The sequence below is a fragment of the Rhizobium sp. NLR22b genome, from assembly GCF_019685295.1.
In the GTDB taxonomy this organism is placed as follows: Bacteria; Pseudomonadota; Alphaproteobacteria; order Rhizobiales; family Rhizobiaceae; genus Rhizobium.
On sequence record NZ_JABDWM010000001.1, the window covers coordinates 546,595 to 565,216 of the forward strand.

General features: G+C 62.5%; 17 protein-coding genes. 6 read left to right on the plus strand and 11 right to left on the minus strand.

The window, feature by feature from the left end:
* Nucleotides 1–52: 52 nt before the first annotated feature.
* The gene (locus HJC00_RS02565; RefSeq protein WP_037143114.1) at nucleotides 53–445 is read right to left on the minus strand and encodes a PRC-barrel domain-containing protein; all 393 of its coding nucleotides are present in this window, start codon (nucleotides 443–445) and stop codon (nucleotides 53–55) included.
* Nucleotides 446–704: 259 nt separating this feature from the next.
* On the opposite strand from HJC00_RS02565, the gene HJC00_RS02570 reads away from it, so the two are divergent.
* The 3 genes from HJC00_RS02570 to otsA all read left to right on the plus strand — a co-directional run bounded on the left by HJC00_RS02570 (nucleotide 705) and on the right by otsA (nucleotide 6,230).
* On the plus strand, nucleotides 705–2,405 hold the full coding sequence (locus HJC00_RS02570) for a long-chain fatty acid--CoA ligase (protein WP_221145859.1): 1,701 nt from the start codon (nucleotides 705–707) through the stop codon (nucleotides 2,403–2,405).
* 136 nt (nucleotides 2,406–2,541) lie between these two features.
* Nucleotides 2,542–4,167 (plus strand): glucose-6-phosphate isomerase, encoded by a 1,626-nt coding sequence (gene pgi, locus HJC00_RS02575; RefSeq protein WP_210629369.1) that lies wholly within the window; start codon nucleotides 2,542–2,544, stop codon nucleotides 4,165–4,167.
* 647 nt (nucleotides 4,168–4,814) lie between these two features.
* Nucleotides 4,815–6,230, plus strand: coding sequence for an alpha,alpha-trehalose-phosphate synthase (UDP-forming) (gene otsA / locus HJC00_RS02580; RefSeq protein WP_221163595.1), 1,416 nt, complete (start codon nucleotides 4,815–4,817; stop codon nucleotides 6,228–6,230).
* A 178-nt stretch (nucleotides 6,231–6,408) separates the two neighbouring features.
* Here the strand turns inward: otsA and HJC00_RS02585 are convergent, their stop codons facing one another.
* The 3 genes from HJC00_RS02585 to HJC00_RS02595 all read right to left on the minus strand — a co-directional run bounded on the left by HJC00_RS02585 (nucleotide 6,409) and on the right by HJC00_RS02595 (nucleotide 8,813).
* The gene (locus tag HJC00_RS02585) at nucleotides 6,409–7,335 is read right to left on the minus strand and encodes a carbohydrate kinase (RefSeq protein ID WP_210629371.1); all 927 of its coding nucleotides are present in this window, start codon (nucleotides 7,333–7,335) and stop codon (nucleotides 6,409–6,411) included.
* A 62-nt stretch (nucleotides 7,336–7,397) separates the two neighbouring features.
* On the minus strand, nucleotides 7,398–8,087 hold the full coding sequence (locus tag HJC00_RS02590) for an orotate phosphoribosyltransferase (RefSeq protein ID WP_210629372.1): 690 nt from the start codon (nucleotides 8,085–8,087) through the stop codon (nucleotides 7,398–7,400).
* 69 nt (nucleotides 8,088–8,156) lie between these two features.
* On the minus strand, nucleotides 8,157–8,813 hold the full coding sequence (locus HJC00_RS02595) for a TetR/AcrR family transcriptional regulator (protein WP_210629373.1): 657 nt from the start codon (nucleotides 8,811–8,813) through the stop codon (nucleotides 8,157–8,159).
* Nucleotides 8,814–8,909: 96 nt separating this feature from the next.
* Here HJC00_RS02595 and HJC00_RS02600 point away from each other — a divergent pair, with 96 nt between their 5' ends.
* A complete protein-coding gene (locus HJC00_RS02600; protein WP_210629374.1) occupies nucleotides 8,910–9,392 on the plus strand; it encodes a DUF1772 domain-containing protein in 483 nt (160 codons plus the stop codon).
* A gap of 268 nt (nucleotides 9,393–9,660) precedes the next feature.
* Here the strand turns inward: HJC00_RS02600 and HJC00_RS02605 are convergent, their stop codons facing one another.
* From HJC00_RS02605 to HJC00_RS02635, 7 genes are all read right to left on the minus strand, one after another.
* Complete coding sequence (locus tag HJC00_RS02605) at nucleotides 9,661–10,197, minus strand: glyoxalase superfamily protein (protein WP_221163596.1); 537 nt, start codon at nucleotides 10,195–10,197, stop codon at nucleotides 9,661–9,663.
* Nucleotides 10,198–10,384: 187 nt separating this feature from the next.
* Nucleotides 10,385–11,563 carry a GGDEF domain-containing protein gene (locus HJC00_RS02610; protein ID WP_221145853.1) on the minus strand — a complete coding sequence of 393 codons (1,179 nt, stop codon included), beginning with the start codon at nucleotides 11,561–11,563 and terminating at the stop codon, nucleotides 10,385–10,387.
* 184 nt (nucleotides 11,564–11,747) lie between these two features.
* Nucleotides 11,748–12,788, minus strand: a complete 1,041-nt coding sequence (pyrC, locus tag HJC00_RS02615; protein ID WP_210629377.1) for a dihydroorotase — start codon at nucleotides 12,786–12,788, stop codon at nucleotides 11,748–11,750.
* Nucleotides 12,789–12,947: 159 nt separating this feature from the next.
* Nucleotides 12,948–13,580, minus strand: coding sequence for a nucleoside triphosphate hydrolase (locus HJC00_RS02620; RefSeq protein ID WP_210629378.1), 633 nt, complete (start codon nucleotides 13,578–13,580; stop codon nucleotides 12,948–12,950).
* Nucleotides 13,577–14,359 carry an ATP-binding cassette domain-containing protein gene (locus HJC00_RS02625; RefSeq protein WP_210631700.1) on the minus strand — a complete coding sequence of 261 codons (783 nt, stop codon included), beginning with the start codon at nucleotides 14,357–14,359 and terminating at the stop codon, nucleotides 13,577–13,579. Before HJC00_RS02625 ends, HJC00_RS02620 begins: the two co-directional genes overlap by 4 nt.
* 2 nt (nucleotides 14,360–14,361) lie before the next feature.
* The gene (locus HJC00_RS02630) at nucleotides 14,362–15,426 is read right to left on the minus strand and encodes an ABC transporter permease (RefSeq protein WP_221153833.1); all 1,065 of its coding nucleotides are present in this window, start codon (nucleotides 15,424–15,426) and stop codon (nucleotides 14,362–14,364) included.
* 151 nt (nucleotides 15,427–15,577) lie between these two features.
* A complete protein-coding gene (locus HJC00_RS02635; protein ID WP_184460047.1) occupies nucleotides 15,578–16,597 on the minus strand; it encodes a sugar ABC transporter substrate-binding protein in 1,020 nt (339 codons plus the stop codon).
* A gap of 312 nt (nucleotides 16,598–16,909) precedes the next feature.
* On the opposite strand from HJC00_RS02635, the gene HJC00_RS02640 reads away from it, so the two are divergent.
* The gene (locus HJC00_RS02640; RefSeq protein ID WP_210629380.1) at nucleotides 16,910–18,157 is read left to right on the plus strand and encodes an ROK family transcriptional regulator; all 1,248 of its coding nucleotides are present in this window, start codon (nucleotides 16,910–16,912) and stop codon (nucleotides 18,155–18,157) included.
* Nucleotides 18,141–18,614, plus strand: coding sequence for an RbsD/FucU family protein (locus HJC00_RS02645; RefSeq protein WP_221124278.1), 474 nt, complete (start codon nucleotides 18,141–18,143; stop codon nucleotides 18,612–18,614). Before HJC00_RS02640 ends, HJC00_RS02645 begins: the two co-directional genes overlap by 17 nt.
* The last annotated feature ends 8 nt before the right edge of the window (nucleotides 18,615–18,622 follow it).

An 18,622-nucleotide genomic window follows, 5' to 3' on the forward strand; every position in this document is an offset into this window, starting at 1 on the left:
CAAAAGGCCCCGCTGCCAACGGGGGCCTTCCAGCTCGGTCCATCGAACGAGGTTACATCCAGTAGGGCGGCACGCCGTAATAATCATACACCCGGCGGCCATTGTCGTTGTACCAAGTGTCGTCATCGTCCGAATAGCTGGGTGCGCCTTCGATCTGCTCCTTGGTCAGGTCGATGCGGTAGCCGTCCAGCTGGGTGTCGTAATTCAGCTTTTCCCAAGGCAACGGATAGTGGTCATGACCAATGCCCAGGAAGCCGCCGAAGCTTAGCACGGCATAGGCGACGCGGCCGTCGCGCTTGCCGATGATCAGGCGTTCGATCGAGCCGATATGCCGGCCATCGGCGCCATAGACGCGGGTGCCTTCGACGCGGTCGCTGGCGATCAGCGAATGCGTTTCCTTGGCGTTCGGGTCACGGCGGCTGGCGTCGGTGTCCTGATTCAACATTTGAACCTCCTTTGGTGTTTCCTCATGGTTGGTATGAAAGGTCAACGCCAACGCGGACTCAAAGTTCCCTGCCTTTCCATGACCGCACCGGGCCTGATTGTTGACGTTTACGTCAAGGTTAGTATAGCTTCATTCGGCTTGAACCGTTCAGGCAATGGCATAAGCTGCCGGACTGGAAGATGGAGGATGCTTCCGGTCAATGAGAGCCGGTCGACCAGGGCTCGACCGGCGCGGCGGTCGCAAGGGAGAGAGAGACACGATGAGCAGCATTTCCGTCCATCCGAACGGAGCAAAAGCGGACAAGCCCTGGCTTGCCACCTATCCCGATATGGTTCCGGCCGAACTGCCGCCGCTGGAATATGCCTCGCTTGCCGAGCTTTTGGAAAAATCCTGCGCCCGTTACGCCGACCGGACGGTTTTTTCGAGCATGGGCAGGGCGATGAGCTACCGCGAGCTCGAAAGCCAGACGCGCAAGGTCGCCGCCTGGCTGCAGAGCATCGGCCTCGAGAAAGGCGACCGCGTCGCGGTGATGATGCCGAATGTCCTGCAGAACCCCGTCGCCACCTATGCGATCCTTCGGGCCGGCCTGGTGGTCGTCAACGTCAATCCGCTCTATACGCCGCGCGAACTCGAACACCAGCTGCGTGATTCCGGCGCCAAAGCGATCTTCGTGCTGGAGAATTTCGCCCGTACCGTCGAGCAGGTCCTCAACAAGACCGACCTGCGCCATGTCGTCGTCACCTCGCTCGGCGAAATGCTGGGGCCGAAGGGGCTGATGGTCAATTTCGTCGTGCGCAAGGTAAAGAAGCTCGTTCCCTCCTGGTCGATCCCTCAGCATAAGAGCTTCGGTCAGGTGCTCAGCGAAGGCGCAAGGAAAAGTCTCCGCCCGGTCACGCTTGCGGGCGGCGACATCGCCTTCCTGCAATATACCGGCGGCACAACGGGCATTGCCAAGGGCGCGGTGCTCACGCATCAGAACCTGCTCGCCAACAAGCTGCAGCTGTCGCTCTGGCTGCGATCGGCTTTCCAGCGCAAGAAACAACCGGAGGTGCTGAACTTCCTCTGCGCGCTGCCCCTCTACCACATCTTCGCGCTGACGGTGAATTCGCTGATGGGCATGTCGCTCGGCGCCCACAATATCCTGATCGCCAACCCGCGCGATATTCCCGGCCTCGTCAAGGAATTCGGAAGGTCGAACATTCATATCTTCCCCGGCCTTAACACGCTGTTCAACGCGCTGATGAACAACGCCGAATTCGCCAAGCTCGATTTCTCCTCTCTCATCATGTCGCTTGGCGGGGGCATGGCCGTCCAGCGCCCGGTTGCCGAACGCTGGTTGAAGATAACGGGCACGGCGGTGACAGAGGGCTACGGCCTTTCCGAGACGTCGCCTGTCGCCACCGCCAACCGCTTCGATTCGCCCGAGTTCACCGGCTCGATCGGCCTGCCGCTTCCCTCGACCGAACTCGATATCCGCGACGAGGAGGGCCGTTCGCTGCCAACAGGCGAAATCGGCGAGATCTGCATCCGCGGGCCGCAGGTGATGGCCGGCTATTGGCAGAAGCCGGAGGAAACGGCGCGGGTGATGACATCAGACGGCTATTTCCGCTCGGGCGACATGGGCTTCATGGACGAGCGCGGTTACACCAAGATCGTCGACCGCAAGAAGGACATGATCCTCGTTTCCGGCTTCAACGTCTATCCGAACGAGATCGAGGAAGTCGCCGCCATGCATGCCGGCATCCTGGAGGCGGCGGCGATCGGCGTGCCGGACGGGCATTCCGGCGAGGCGGTCAAGCTCTTCGTCGTCAGAAAGGATCCGACCCTGACGGAGGCGGAGGTGAGGGCCCATTGCATCGCCAATCTTACCAACTACAAGCGCCCGCGTTTCATCGAATTCCGCGCCGAACTGCCGAAGTCGCCTGTCGGCAAGATCCTGCGCAAGGACCTGCGCGGCTAAATTTGACGATCTGATGAAATTAAAGCCCTCCGCTCGCCGCGGATGATTTTTCATATTTGGAGCGGCGGCTGAACTTGATTTGCGCCTGAGAAAGCGAATAGTTTCCGCAACCTTTCCGCCTCAAAAGGAGCCTCCCATGAACGCCATCGTCGAACAGCTGAAAAGCACCGCTGATGCCACCAAGGCGACCGATCTCCGCGCCGCCTTCGCCGCCGATCCGCAGCGCTTTTCGCGCTTTTCCGTCTCGCTCGACGATCTGCTGATGGACTTTTCCAAGACGGCGGTGAACGACGAGATCCTCAAGCTTTTGGTCAGGCTTGCCGAAGAAGGCGGCGTCGAGAAGAAGCGCGAGGAGATGTTCTCCGGCAAGGCGATCAACTTCACCGAGGACCGCGCCGTCCTGCACACGGCGCTACGCAACCGGTCGAATACGCCTGTTCTGGTGGACGGCAAGGATGTCATGCCTGACGTCAACGCCGTGCTTGCCGCCATGGGCAAGTTTGCCGACGACATCCGCTCCGGCACGCTGAAGGGCGTCACCGGCAAGACGATCACCGACGTCATCAATATCGGCATCGGCGGCTCCGATCTTGGCCCCGTCATGGCGACGCTGGCGCTTGCCCCCTTCCATGACGGCCCGCGCGCCCATTTCGTCTCCAATATCGACGGTGCCCATATTGCCGACATCCTGAAGCTGGTGCAGCCGGAAACGACGCTGTTCATCGTCGCCTCGAAGACCTTCACGACCGTCGAGACGATGACCAATGCGCAGACGGCACGCAATTTCATCGCGAAGGCGCTCGGCGAATCGGCCGTGCAGCACCACTTCGCCGCCGTCTCGACGGCGCTCGACAAGGTCGCCGCCTTCGGCATCGACAGCGCCCGCGTCTTCGGCTTCTGGGATTGGGTCGGCGGCCGCTACTCGATCTGGTCGGCGATCGGCCTGCCGCTGATGATCGCGATCGGGCCTGAGAATTTCGGCAAGTTCCTCGACGGCGCGCATGCGGTCGACAACCACTTCCGTAAGGCGCCGATTACCGAAAACCTGCCGATGCTGCTCGGCCTGATCGGCTTCTACCACCGCAATGTGCTGAACTATCCCACCCGCGCCATCCTGCCCTACGACCAGCGCCTGTCGCGTTTCCCGGCCTATCTGCAGCAGCTCGACATGGAATCGAACGGCAAGGGCGTCACCATCGACGGCACGCCGGTCGAGGGCAATTCCGGCCCGGTCGTCTGGGGCGAACCCGGCACCAATGGCCAGCACGCCTTCTACCAGCTCATCCATCAGGGCACGAGCATCATCCCGGCCGAATTCATGATCGCCGCCAATGCCTTCGAGTCGGAGTTGCGCCACCAACACCAGCTCTTGATCTCCAACGTGCTTGCCCAGTCTGAAGCACTGATGAAGGGCCGCACCTTCGCGGAAGCCAAGAAGCAGCTGACCGACAAGGGCATGGACGACAAGAAGGCCGATTTCATCGCGCCGCACCGCGTCTTCCAGGGCAACCGCCCGTCGATCACCTTCGTCTACGACAAGCTGACCCCCTATGCGCTCGGCCGTCTGATCGCGCTCTACGAACATCGCGTCTTCGTCGAAGGCGTGCTCTTCCGCATCAACTCCTTCGACCAGTGGGGCGTCGAACTCGGCAAGGAACTGGCAACGGGCCTGCTGCCCGTCGTCGAGGGCAAAGAGAGTGCGGCGAGCCACGATTCCTCCACCCAGGGGCTGGTTGCGGCGCTGGCGAAGCTTGCGAAGTAAGTTTCGAAAGCCGGGCTCGCCCCTCACCCTAACCCTCGGGGTCGAGCCACTGGTCTCGACCCGTCCTGCGGAGCCTCGTAACCGGGCGAGGGAGTAGGGGAACGGAGAGGTCGCGGCGTATCCTCCTCGCCGGTGAGAAGAGGGAGGCGCGAGGCTGCGGTATATATCCCTTCGCCCCGCAAGCGGGTCTGAAGGGCGGTGCCGGCGGCTGGCAAGGAGCGGAGGCCGGCTTCAGCATTACCAGGAAATTCACGCGCCCGGGGCGGATCGGACGACAGCGTCATGCGGCCGCAAATGATGACCTGATATCGGCCAGGCCAGCGCATCGGTGTCGATGGGCTGTTGGTGCGAAACCGGATTGAACGTTCCGCTAATAGAAAATTGTAGAAAGAATTCTTTCAATCCACCGTCGTCGCCCTAGATTCAAGCAAAATCTGTGCGCAGGGTACTTCCGACGACATGGCCTATCAAACCGGGGACGACACCCCGTTTCACCGTTTTCCGAAGCCTATACATGGGCCACTCGCGTCCGGACGTGTCCTTTCGATGGCGGCGCCAGCATCGGATCGTCCCTGCCCCGTCCATAAGGCTCTCCAAGGCGCCCGGCACAGAGCGTTTTCACGTTTCATCATCACTAAAGGAAGCTCATGAGCCGTCTTATCGTCGTTTCCAATCGTGTCCCCATGCCAGCCAAGGATGGCAGTGCCGCGGCCGGCGGCCTCGCGGTTGCGCTGCAGGCAGCCCTGCAGGCGCGCGGCGGCATCTGGATGGGATGGTCGGGAGAGTCGAGCGGAGAAAGGGAGCCTGGCCCGCTCTCGCTGCTGCAGAAGGGCAACATCACCTATGCGCTGACCGATCTCACCGACACCGATGTCGAGGAATATTATCGCGGCTTTGCAAACCGCGTTCTCTGGCCGATCTGTCACTACCGCCTCGACCTCGCCGAATATGGCCGGAAGGAAATGGCCGGCTATTTCCGCGTCAACCGTTTCTTCGCGCACCGGCTGGCGCCGATGATCGAGAAGGACGACATCATCTGGGTTCATGATTACCACCTGATTCCGCTGGCCGCCGAACTGCGGCAAATGGGGCTGAAGAACAGGATCGGCTTCTTCCTGCACATTCCCTGGCCGCCGGCCGATATTCTCGTCACCATGCCCGTTCATGAAGAGATCATGCGCGGCCTCTCCCATTACGATCTCGTCGGCTTCCAGACCGATTACGACCTCCAGAACTTCGCCGGTTACTTGAGACGGGAGGGCATCGGCGACGACCTCGGAAACGGGCTGTTCGATTCCCACGGGCGGATTTTCAAGGCCGGCGCCTATCCGATCGGGATCGAGACTGCTGGATTCGCCGAATTCGCCGAGAAAGCCGCAAACAATATCATGGTGCAAAAGACCCGGCGCAGCATCGAAGGCCGGGATATGATCATCGGCGTCGACCGCCTCGATTATTCGAAGGGCATCATTCAGCGGCTGGAAGCGTTCGAACGCTTCCTGACCACCAATCCCGCCTACCAGAACAAGGTCACCTATCTGCAGGTCACGCCGAAATCGCGATCGGAGGTCCCCGAATACGAGCATATGCAGAAGATGGTCGCCGAACAGGCCGGCCGCGTGAACGGCGGCATCGGAACGGTCGACTGGGTACCGATCCGCTATGTCAACCGATCGATCAGCCGCAACGTGCTCGCCGGCCTCTACCGCCTGGCGAGGATCGGGCTGGTGACGCCGTTGCGCGACGGCATGAACCTCGTCGCCAAGGAATATGTCGCCGCCCAGGATCCGGATCGCCCGGGCGTTCTGGTGCTGTCGCGCTTCGCCGGTGCGGCACGGGAGTTGAGGGGCGCGCTGCTGGTCAATCCCTATGATGTCGAGGGCACCGCCAATGCGCTTGCCCGCGGCCTTGCCATGTCGCTCGAGGAGCGCCGCGACCGCTGGAGCATGATGATGGAACACCTGCTCTCGCACGATGTCTCACTGTGGTGCGAAACCTTCCTGCGGGATCTGGTGACCGCTCCAGAGCTTCAACCGGGGGGTGACTCCCGGATCGTTTCTTGATCGATCGGTGCCGACCGGTCCTTCGGATCCCCGACGGGAGAAGAGGGGATCGAAACGTTGCCGCATATCTCTTCTCCCCACGGGGAGAAGAGGAAATCGGAACGTCGCGGCACATTTCCTTCGCCCCGGAAGCGGGAGGAAGGTGCCGGCGGATGAGGGGCCGATGCTCGCTTAAGCCTTAAAGCCCGATCTCGTGCGCCCATGGCGGATTGGCGCCGGCGCGGGAGACGGTGACGGCGGCCGCCTTGGCGCCGAGCGTCAGGGCGTTGCGCACCGCCTGTTCGTCGAGCGAGGCGACCTGTTCTTTGCTCAGCAGATTGTCCATCTTCAGCGAGGCCAGCACGCCGGCGTCGAAGGTATCGCCGGCGCCGACCGTGTCGACGACGGCAACGCGTTCACTCGGCACCGTCACCTTGCGATCCCTGGTATAGCCGGACGCGCCTTCGGCGCCCTTGGTGATGACGACGAGCTTGGCGCCGTGGGCGAGCCAATGGGCGGCGAGCGCGTCGTGGTCACCTTGGAGCCCGAACCAGTCGAGATCCTCGTCGGAAAATTTGACGATGTCGGCCTTTGCCGCCATGCGCCGGATGCGGGCCATATGCGCCGGCTTGTCCTTGATGAAGCCCGGGCGAATGTTGGGGTCGAGGGAAATCACGCGGCGGGCGGCTTCGCGGTCGAGCAAGGCTTCGTAGGTTTCGCCGCAGGGGCTCGGGATCAGGCTGATCGCGCCGAAATGCAGTGCTTCGCAATCATCGTCAAGCGTCGGCAGGTCGGCCTCGGTGATCATCCGGCCGGCCGTGCCTTCGTCATAGAAGGCATAGGTCGCCTGGCCGTTGACGAGCTTGACGAAGGCGATCGTCGAGGGCCGCGGGGTGATGGCGCATGGGCTGTAATCGACGTTGCTCGCCTTCAGCGTCGCCAGCAGGATTTCGCCCATCATGTCGTCGGCAATGCCGGTGAAGAAGGCGGTGGGAATGCCGAGGCGGCCGAGCGCGATGGCGGTGTTGAAGATCGCGCCGCCGGCATAGGGCGCAAAGCCCTTTTCGCCAAGCGTCGTGTCCCTCGGCAGCATGTCAATCAGGGCTTCGCCGCAGCACAAAATCATCGGATTCCTCCCAACAGCATTTCTATCTTCATCAAGCGCTTAAGTGAGCTTTTGTCAACCGATTAGAGCGAAAGCTCACTGACTCCACCATTCCTCGCCGACCATGCCAGTGGCGCGTCGAGGAAGGCCTCGACCTCTGCAAGCGTCTTGTCGTCGAAAAGCTTCTCTGCCCTGGCAACCGCAAGGACGCTGCGCCAAGTGGCGATGTGATGCAGCCTAACCTTGCCGTCGGCAAAACGCTGGTCGCCGAAAATGCCGTAGAAGAACAGCGCGATGCCGTGATCGACAATGCCGCCGGCGGCGCGAATGGCGTCGATGAACTTGAACATGCTGCCGCCGGCCGTCGTCAGGTCCTCGATGACGAGCACGCGCGAACCGTCCGGCATATTGCCTTCGATCTGGGCATTGCGGCCATGGCCCTTCGGCTGCTTGCGGACATAGATCATCGGCAGGCCGAGGCGATCGGCGAGCAGGGCGGCGAAGGGAATGCCGGCGGTCTCGCCGCCGGCGATGCAATCGAACTGCTCAAAACCGGCATCGCGCAAGAGCGTGCTGGCGGCAAAATCCATCACCGTCGAACGGATGCGCGGGTAGGACAAGAGCTTGCGGCAATCGATATAGACCGGGCTCGCCATGCCGGAAGAGAGCTTGTAAGGCTGGGCCGCATTGAAATGCACCGCCTTGATCTCCCAGAGCATCTTGGCCACCAGTTCGGCCATCAGGGCGCGGTCGGGAAATGCGGTCTGGATCATCGGGCTCTCCTTCGGTTTTGCGTCTCCGGCAATAGCAGCAAGCGCCCACCGTTTCCAGACGCAGGCGAGCTATTCCAGCAAGAGACGGCCGATATCGGGCCCTTGCATCGTCTTGAACAGGGCGATCGTTCGGGCCCCCTCCTCGGCATCCAGCGAAACGGCATAACGCACGGCGGCGGCAAGCAGCTGCATCGTCAGCCGGGCGATCGCCTGAAGTTCGCTGCGGTCCCGATCCGGCCAGAGGCGCACGAGCAGGGCGAGAAACGCCTGAGCATGGAATTCCATATCTTCGGCGTCGACCTGCTGCAGCAGCTTGTCGGTATGGGTCGCGTGCCAGATGTCGCGCATCACGGGCTCGCGGCGGAAGAAGGCGTAATATTCGTCGACGATCCTGGCGAGCGCGCCTGGCAGGGCCGCGGCGTCGACGACCTTCGCCAGTTCCGCCTCGACACAGCGCCGGCCCTCCTCGTTGAAGCGTTCGGCCAATGTCCGGATGATGGCGCTCTTGTCGGGGAAATACTGGTAGAGGGCGCCGAAGGAAAGGCCCGCCTTTTCGACGATCTCGCTCATCTTCAGGCCGTCGCTGCCATGACTTTCGATCAGTTCGGCGGCGACGGCGAGGATTTTTTCGAAACGCTCGCGGCCGCGCTGCTGGCGCGGGATGCGTCGCGGCTGGCCGCTATGGTCCTGGTGACGTCTGCGCGTTGCCGCCGGCTGCCCCGACATGTTCTCTCCTTTGCCTGTTGACAAGGAAAATAAGAGAGTTTATCCGATTTTACAAACAAGAGAGTTTCTCTTGTTTCATCAGGAAGGAGTTTCGACATGCAGATGGTCCTCATTCTTTCCCTCGTCGCCGCGGCGATCGGCAGCGGCTTGGTCGCCGGCATCTTCTTCGCCTTCTCCACCTTCATCATGACCGCCTTCTCGCGCATTCCGGCGGAACAGGGCATTGCCGCGATGAATTCGATCAACGTGACGATCGTCCGCTCGCCCTTCATGGCGCTGTTCGTACCGACGGCGATCCTCTGCCTGGTCATTGCTGTGCTGGCGCTGATCAACTGGCGCGGCGGGGCGTCCGCGCTGATGCTGGGGGGTGCAGCCCTCTATGTCTTTGCCTCCTTCCTCTCGACGATCATCTTCAACGTGCCGATGAACGACGCACTGGAAAAGGTCAGCGGCGGCGGCGCGGAAGCGGCGGCGCTTTGGACGGCCTATCTCCGGGACTGGACGTGGTGGAACCATGTACGCACCATCGCCTCGCTGCTTGCCTCGGTCGCTTTTGTGCGGGCGCTGATGATGATTTAGCAGGGCGCAGGCCTCATCCGAGAGCCTCGAGGATGAGGGACGTTGGAGGGTGCCGCTGCCTTCCTTTCGCCTTGGAAACGGACGCTCACCCCATCCCCATTCCTGTGCTCGGGTCAAGCCCGAGGACAGGAATGGGGATGGGGATATGGCATGACTTCGCGGCAACGGCATCGCGTGTGGTGACCGTCGCCACAGATACATTCTGCAACGGTCAGCCTTCAAACAGTTCGAGCATTCCGAAAGAGGAGTTGACCGACTGTCTCCTCGGTTATTTCTGCTCGCAAAAGACGATGCGATTACTGAAGGGATCGATGACGGTCATCTCCAGCCCCCAGGGCGCTTCCTCGACGCCGGGCTTCATATAGCGGTAATCCTTGCCGATGAGTTCGGCGTGATAGGCGCGCACATTGGCGACGCGGACGAAGACCTTGGCGCCGGGGCTGGCGTCGCCGGAATGTTCGCTCAAGTGCAGCGCCATACCCTCACGCGACACCTGGCAATAGAGCGGGAAGTTTTCGCCGAAGCGATGTTCCCAGTCGAGCGTGAAGCCGAGGAAACCGCAATAGAATTCCATCGCCTTTTCGACCGAGAAGATACGGAAGATCGGCATCGGCGGCTCGATGCCGATGGCGGCGCGGCCTGAACCCGCCGCATCGATCTTGGCCGAGAGGATATTCCATTGCTCGAGCCCGAATTGCCGGGCGACGATTTCGAGCGTCTCGCTGTGGGTGAGAGAAATATTGCGGTCGGCAAGGGCTTGCCGCAATGTCTTTGCCATGAGCTTGGCATCGCGAAAATCGCGCATAGTGAATCCTTCCGTCGGCGGCAAACAGGACGATCAGTGCCCGCGTCTGCTGACCCGTTCGCCATCGATCGCCAAACGGCAAGGGATGTGAAGGATATCTCTGGATGCATTCACCATAACGCTGATGCGTCGCGGGCGGCTGGCCGCATCCGGCCAAGGGCGATCGTATGAGACGCGTCGTCCCGGATCAAGACGCCGTGCGCGATGCCTCGAGGGGCACCGCCTGCAGGTGGGCGGCAAGCTCGACGCGGTTGCGGCCGGCGCGCTTGGCGGCGTAAAGCGCCTTATCGGCGGCACTCAGCATGGTGTCGAAATCCAGTGGCTGCGAGCGGCCGGGCGCAACGCCGACGCTCACTGTGCATCTCAACACCTCACCGTCGATCGGAATCTCTCGCGCCTCGAAGGCCCTGCGGATCCGCTCAGCCGTCAGTTCGGCCCGGCCTGGCATGACCTGTTTCAGCACCAGCGCAAATTCTTCGCCCCCGAGCCTCGCGGCGGTATCGCCGGGGCGGCAATTGGCGGCGAGTTCCTCGGCGAAGACGGTGATCACGCGGTCGCCGCTCGCATGGCCATAGCGGTCGTTGACGGATTTGAAATGGTCGATATCGAAGACGATGATGGCGGTGGTCGATCCCATTGGGCGCGTGCCGTACTCGTCGAAGACGGCGCGGCGGTTGAGCAGGCCGGTCAGCGGATCGGTAATCGCCTCGAGGCGATGGCGGGCGGCGAGCCGCCATTGATGCAGCGCCAGCGACAGCGCGCCGATGCCGGTCATGCCGGCGATGCAGACGGCAAGGCTCAGATCCTCCGCCCAGTTGCTGGGCGCCTTGCCGAGCACCAGCTTGCCATCGGCAATCAGCACGGCGGCGCAGAGAACGAAGGAAATTGCCGTCAGCGTATAGAGCGCCGCGATGCCGAGCAGCGGCGCCGGGGCTTCGGCGCGGGCGAGCCAATATTGCCGGGCGGTGGCAAAGAGCAGCAGGGCGATGGCGAGATTGTCGGCGATGAAGGCTAAACCGTCATATCCGGCAACCATCGGCACGATCGAGAAGGTCATCGCCGCCAGGGCCCGGATGGCAGTGGCAACGATCGACAGGCGGCCGGTAAGGAACTGTTTGCCCGCGCCCCAGATGGTGGCGAAGCCGGCATGGAACAGCATGAAACTGCCAATGGCGAAGCCTGTATCAGGCCTGCTCACATAGGCGCTGTAGACGAAAATGCCGCTGACGACGAGGACCAGACCGATGGTGGCGGTGAGCAGCACGGTTTCGGCCCGGCGCACCAGCCAGCTTCCCATCAATGTGACGGCAAGGCAGGCCGCGGAGACGCCGAGCGCCAGCAAAAGGGAGTTGTAGTCAAGCATCATGCTTCTTCAGTCTCCGCAGCGGTGGCGCGCCAGATAATTGGCAACGTGGGGTTCCGCGGAGAGAAATGTCTTATGCACCCGTTAACAAATGATGCATTGCACAATGAAAATGTTAGGCGTCTAACGTCTGCGCGCCACTTAACATGAATATTCCATTTAAAATAGAAAAAGGCGGAAGCACCTCCTACGTCACTACCTGCCAATGCAGGGGAAACATCGGATCGAAGACCGTTACCGGGCCGGCGCCGGTTTCTATCTTGGCGGGAAAGACGACCGGCTCGGCCTGCTTCGACAGCGTGATCCGTTCCTCGTTCGGCTGAAGCCCGTACCAGGCCGGCCCGTTCAGCGAGGCGAAGGCTTCGAGCCTGTCGAGCGCACCCTCCTCCTCGAAGACATGGGCAAGGCAGCTCATCGTATTGATCGAGGTGTAGATGCCGGCGCAGCCGCAGGCGCATTCCTTCAGCGGATCGACATGCGGGGCGGAATCGGTGCCGAGGAAGAAGCGTTTGTCGCCGCTGACGGCGGCGGCGCGCAGCGCCAGCCGGTGGTTCTCGCGCTTGGCGACCGGCAGACAGTAATAATGCGGGCGGATGCCGCCGACGAGGATCGTGTTGCGGTTGATGATCAGATGGTGGGTGGTGATCGAGCCGGCGAGGTTTGATTTGGCCGCCTTGATGTAATCGATGCCGTCTGCGGTCGTCACATGCTCCATCGTCACCCTCAATTCGGGCAGGCGCCGGCGCAGCGGATCGAGCACGGTGTCGATGAAGACGGCCTCACGGTCGAAAATATCGACATCGGGCGTCGTCACCTCGCCATGGACGCAGAGCGGCAGACCGATCGCAGCCATGCGCTCCAGCACCGGCATCGCCTTCTCCATGTCACGCACGCCGCCATGCGAATTGGTGGTGGCGCCGGCGGGATAAAGCTTGACGGCGGTGATGAGGCCGCTCTTCGCACCCTCCGCCACATCGTCGGGGCTGGTGTGTTCGGTCAGATAAAGCGTCATCAGCGGCTGAAAGCGGTGGCCGTCCGGCAACGCCTTGAGGATGCGCTCGCGATAGGCCTTCGCATCCGCGGTGGTGACGACCGGCGGCACCAGATTGGGCATGATGATGGCGCGGGCGAAGGTGCGGCTCGTATCGGCGATCACGCCTTCCAGCATGGCGCCGTCGCGCAGATGCAGGTGCCAGTCGTCGGGACGTCGGATGGTGATCGATTGCATGGCAGGCCTCCGAAGCGATGCGTCTGCGGCCTGATAGCACTAAAGCGCGTCGCATTGAAATTGATTCATGCGAGGCGCTCCAACGCAATTTCCTGCATGTCGCCATCCCACCGCTGCACAAGTTCGGCCGGCATGGTCGTCAAGCCGATCGCCGCGACGTTATGCCAGCGCGATCTCCAGCGTCACATCGGCCGGGCGGCGATTTTCGAGGATCAGCCGGCCGTTCGGCAGGTCGTTGCCGTAAACCTTGGCGCTGGCGGCCTCCTCATCGAGGTTGTAACCGCGCCAGCGTGCCCAGAGCCGCTCCTCGAGCACCGCGATCGGCGGCGCCAGCATGATCGAAAAATCGAAGATGCCGTCGAGCTCGGCCCATTTGCCCTGCGTGAAGAGCAGATAATTGCCCTCGACGATGATGAAACGGTCCTTGGGATCGATCGGCCGGGCCGAGGCGATGGCGAGTTCCCGGGAACGGTCGAAGACCGGCGCCAGAACCTCCTGGTCGGCCCGGCGGACGGCGCGGATGATATCGAGGAAGCCTCTGACATCGAAGGTCTCGGGAATGCCCTTGCGCGCCAAGAGGCCGCGCTCGATCAGGATGGCATTGTCCATGTGGAAGCCGTCCATCGGCAGGACTGCGGCGCTTTCGCCCTTGGCTTTCAGCGCCGCCGCCAGATTGTCGGCCATGGTCGATTTACCCGCCCCCGGCGGCCCGGCGACGGCGATCAGGAAACGCTTGGCATCGCCGGCGCGGGAAAGCACCTCGCCGGCGATGTCGTCGATGCGTACGCTCATGCCGCAACGGGCTCCGTCGGCACCGCCTTGGCGCCGGTCATGAAGGCGACGGCGTCGGACATGGTGTACTCCTTCGGATTGATCACCGTCAGGCGCCGGCCGAGACGGTGGATATGGATCCGGTCGGCGACCTCGAAGACATGCGGCATATTGTGCGAGATCAGCACGATCGGCAGGCCGCGGGCGCGCACGTCGAGGATCAGCTCCAGCACGCGCCGGCTTTCCTTGACGCCGAGGGCGGCCGTCGGTTCGTCCATGATGATGACCTTCGAGCCGAAGGCTGCGGCGCGGGCGACGGCGACACCCTGGCGCTGACCGCCGGACAGCGTCTCCACCGCCTGGTTGATGTTCTGGATGGTCATCAGGCCGAGTTCGGAGAGCTTGTTGCGCGCCAGCTTTTCCATGGCCGGCCGGTCGAGCATGCGGAACAGCGAGCCGAGCGGGCCCTTTTTGCGGATCTCGCGGCCGAGGAACATGTTGTCGGCGATCGACAGCGCTGGCGACAGAGCAAGGTTCTGGTAGACGGTTTCGATGCCGGCTTCGCGCGCCTCCATCGGCGAGCGGAACTGCACCTGCCGGCCTTCGAGCGTAATCACGCCCTCGTCGGGGGTGACCGCACCTGAAATGGCCTTGATGAGCGACGACTTGCCGGCGCCGTTATCGCCGATGACGGCAAGGATTTCACCCGGGTAGAGGTCGAAATCGGCATTGTCGAGCGCGGTCACGCGTCCATAACGCTTGACGAGGCCGCGGGCGGTGAGAATGGGTTCGACAGCCATGGTCATACCGAAACCTTTCTGATCCACTGATCGATGGCGACGGCGGCGATGATCAGCACGCCGGTCAAAAGGACTTTCCATTGCGGATCGGCGCCGAGCATGTTGAGGCCCATCGACACGACGCCGACGATCATGGCCCCGAACAGCGTGCCGAGAATGGAACCGCGGCCGCCGAAGAGCGAGATGCCGCCGATCACGGTGGCGGTGATCGCCTGGAGGTTATAATCGGTCACCGCCGAGGACGGCGAAATCGAGCCGTTGCGGCCAATCGAGACCCAGGCAGCGAAGGCGGCGATGACGCCCGACAGTGTATAGACGGTGAGCAGCACCCTCTTCGTCTGGATACCGGAGAGCTTGGCGGCTTCCGGATCGTCGCCGACCGCATAGACATGCCGGCCCCAGGCGGTGTGGTTGAGCACATACCAGAGCAGCAGCACGAGCAGCACCATGGCAATAACGCCGAGGGTGAGCACGGCGCTGCCTACCTTGAAGCTCGCGGCGAAAAGATGCAGCAGCGGCGCCTGTTCGTCGACATCGGTGTCGCGGATCGTCTCATTGGCGGAATAGATAAAATTCGTCGCCATGACGATATTCCAGGTGCCGAGCGTGACGATGAAGGGCGGCAGCTTCATGAAGGCGACGAGGAAGCCGTTCAGCAGGCCGCACAGGCCGCCGACCAGCAGGCCTCCAATCACCGCGATCGGCGTCGGTATGCCGTAGGTGATGGCGACATTGCCCATGATGACGGCCGAGATCACCATGATGACGCCGATCGAAAGGTCGATGCCGGCCGTCAGGATGACCAGCGTCTGGGCGGCGCCAAGAATGCCGACGATGGCGATCTGCTGCAGGATCAGCGTCAGCGTATAGGACGAGAAGAAACGTCCGCCGAGCGCTACCCCGAAGATGATGATCGCCAGCACCAATACGATCAGCGGCACGGCGGCCGGTGTCGAGTGCAGAAAATGCTGGGCACGCTTGATCAGCGGGACGCCCTGGTGCTCGAAGGAGGCGACGTTCTTGTCGCTGCCGTCGAGGACGCGTTCGAATTCCTGTGCTCCGGTCATGGTTCCTCCTCCGCATCCGCGCGCCGAACCCGCGCGGAGGCCGTCACCCCTGTTCATCCGTTCGTTGCTTAGCCGGTGGGCGACGGCACATCGTCCGTCCAAAACGGCCGGGGATCAAGCCCCGGCCGTCTGCTCTTTCAATAGATCGGGCTCAGCCCCAGCACTTGTCGGTGCCTTCCTTGGTGTCGATCGACTTGAGGCCGGAAACCGGCTTGTCGGTCACGAGCGAGACGCCGGTGTCGAAGAAGGACTTGCCTTCGGTCGGCTTCGGCTTTTCACCCGAGTCGGCGAACTTCTTGATCGCCTCGATGCCGAGCGATGCCATCAGCAGCGGATATTGCTGCGAGGTGGCGCCGATGACGCCTTCCTTGACCGACTTGACGCCCGGGCAGCCGCCGTCGACCGAGACGATCAGCACGTTCTTTTCCATGCCGACGGCCTTCAGCGCCTGGTAGGCGCCGACAGCGGCCGGCTCGTTGATCGTGTGGATGACGTTGATGCTCGGATCCTTCTGCAGAAGGTTTTCCATGGCCTTGCGGCCGCCTTCCTCGTTGCCGTTCGTCACGTCATGGCCGACGATGCGCTTGTCGTCTTCGTCGCCGATCTTGTCCGGGTTCTTCGGATCGATGCCGAAGCCCATCATGAAGCCCTGGTCACGCAGGACGTCGACCGTCGGCTGCGACGGCGTCAGGTCGAGGAAGCCGACCTTGGCGTCCTTGGCTTTGTCGCCGAGCGTTTCCTTGGCCCACTGGCCGATCAGCTTGCCGGCGAGCAGGTTGTCGGTGGCGAAGGTGGCGTCGGCGGCATCGGCCGGCTCGAGCGGCGTGTCGAGCGCGATCACCAGCAGGCCGGCGTCGCGGGCCTTCTTGACCGCAGGCACGATGCCCTTGGTGTCGGAGGCCGTCAGCAGAATACCCTTGGCGCCGTCGGCGATGCAGCTTTCGATCGCTGCGACCTGGCTTTCGCTGTCACCGTCGATCTTGCCGGCGTAGGACTTCAGCGAAACGCCGAGTTCCTTGGCCTTGGCCGTCGCACCTTCCTTCATCTTGACGAAGAAGGGATTGGTGTCGGTCTTGGTGATGAGGCAGGCGGAAACGTCAGCCGCCATCGCCGGAGCAGAAAAAGCGACACCGAGCGCGAGCGCGCCAAAAGCGAGAACTGATTTCTTCATGAACTCCTCCCAGAGTTTGCCGGCGCCGCCTCTGCGGGCCGGAATTTTCAAAATATGACACTTCGCTCAGTCGCTGTCGCTCCAAAGCCGCCCGTGCCCTTGACGATAGCAATTAAGAGCGAAAGAAATCCGCTTGTCAATAAATAAATCCAATTGAATTATTAATTCGATGTGGCATGCTCGACCGAATTGGGGTGCACAGCGAGCGCCGCGCGTTTCAGACGCGAAGGACGCTGTACCGCCTTGAGCTGCTGCATGTTTTTAAATCGCCTTCGATGGGGAGAAGGAGGCGAACGCTCGGGAGGAGCGGCCATGTCGTCTTTGGATGGACCGGAACACACACCGGTCCCGCCGCCAATTTTAAATCCGGCCGGTGGTGCGAACCAGGTCAGGGTGCGCGCCTATAACGAACGGCTCGTGCTGTCGCTGGTGCGCCTTTACGGCGCGCTGTCGAAGGCCGATATCGCGCGCCGCAGCGGGCTTTCGGCCCAGACCGTCTCGGTCATCATGCGGGTCCTGGAAAAGGAAGGGCTGCTGTCGCGCGGGGCGCCGGTGCGCGGCCGGGTCGGCCAGCCGTCGATCCCGATGCATCTCAATCCCGACGCCGTCTATTCCTTCGGCCTGAAGATCGGTCGGCGCAGCGCCGATCTGGTGCTGATGGATTTCGTCGGCCGCATCCGGATGCAGCTGCACCGGACCTATGCCTATCCGCTGCCGCATGAAATCCTCGCCTTCGTCACCTCGGGCATCCGCGAGATCGAAGACCAGCTCGACGAAAAGCAGCGCGGCCGCATTGCCGGCCTCGGCATCGCCGCGCCTTTCGAACTCTGGAACTGGGCCGATGAGGTCGGAGCGCCGCCGGGCGCCATGGAGGTCTGGCGGGATGTCGACCTGCAGGCCGATATCGCCGCGCGCGTCTCCCATCCCGTCTTCCTGCAGAATGATGCGACCAGCGCCTGTGGCGCCGAACTCGTCTTCGGCGTCGGCCCGTCCTATCCCGACTTCGTCTATTTCTTCATCGGCTCCTTCATCGGCGGCGGCATCGTCCTGAATTCGGCGATCTTTTCCGGCCGTACCGGCACGGCGGGCGCAATCGGGCCGCTGCCGGTGCGCGACAGGAACGGCGAAACCAAGCAATTGCTCGAAATCGCCTCGATCTTCGTGCTGGAAAACATGCTGCGTGAGCGCGGCATCGATCCCGAGCCGCTCTGGTATTCGGCCGACGACTGGGTGGATTTCGGCGAGCCGATGGAGGCATGGATCCAGGACACCGCCAAGGCGCTCGCGCAGGCGATCGTCGCCGCCGCCTCGATCGTCGATTTCAGCGCCGCCGTCATCGACGGCGGCTTTCCCCATTGGGTGCGCAGCCGCATCGTGCAGGCGACGATCGACGAAGCCGCCAAGCTCGACCTGCAGGGCGTCGTCATGCCCGAAATCATCGAGGGCGCGGTCGGCGCGCAGGCACGCGCCATCGGCGGCGCCAGCCTGCCGATCTTTGCGCGCTATCTCACCGACCAGAACGTACTCTTCAAGGAGGTAGACCATGCTGAAGGGACTTGATCCGCTCTTGAGCCCGGAATTGCTTTTCACACTTCGGGCCATGGGCCACGGCGACGAAATCGCCATCGTCGACGGCAATTATCCCGGCGTCGAAGATGCCCGCCGGCTGATCCGGCTCGACGGCCACCACCTCATCCCGGTGCTCGACGCCGTGCTCAGCGTGCTGCCGATCGACGATTTCGTGCCGGAAGCGATCTTCCGCTCGACTGTCAAGGCCGAGCGCGACAAGCTCGATCCGGTGCATGAGGAGATGATCGACTGCTGCGCCCGCCACGAGCCGCATCGCCAGGTGGTGCCGCTGGTCGGCCAGGATTTCTACGGTCGGGTGCGGGCCGCCCATGCGCTGATCCAGACCAGCGAGCCCAGGCTCTATGCCAACATCATCCTGCGCAAGGGGGTGATCTATCCGAAGGAGGCAAGCGCCCAGCCGGGCGAGGTCGATCCGTTCGTCTACTAAAGCGTCGG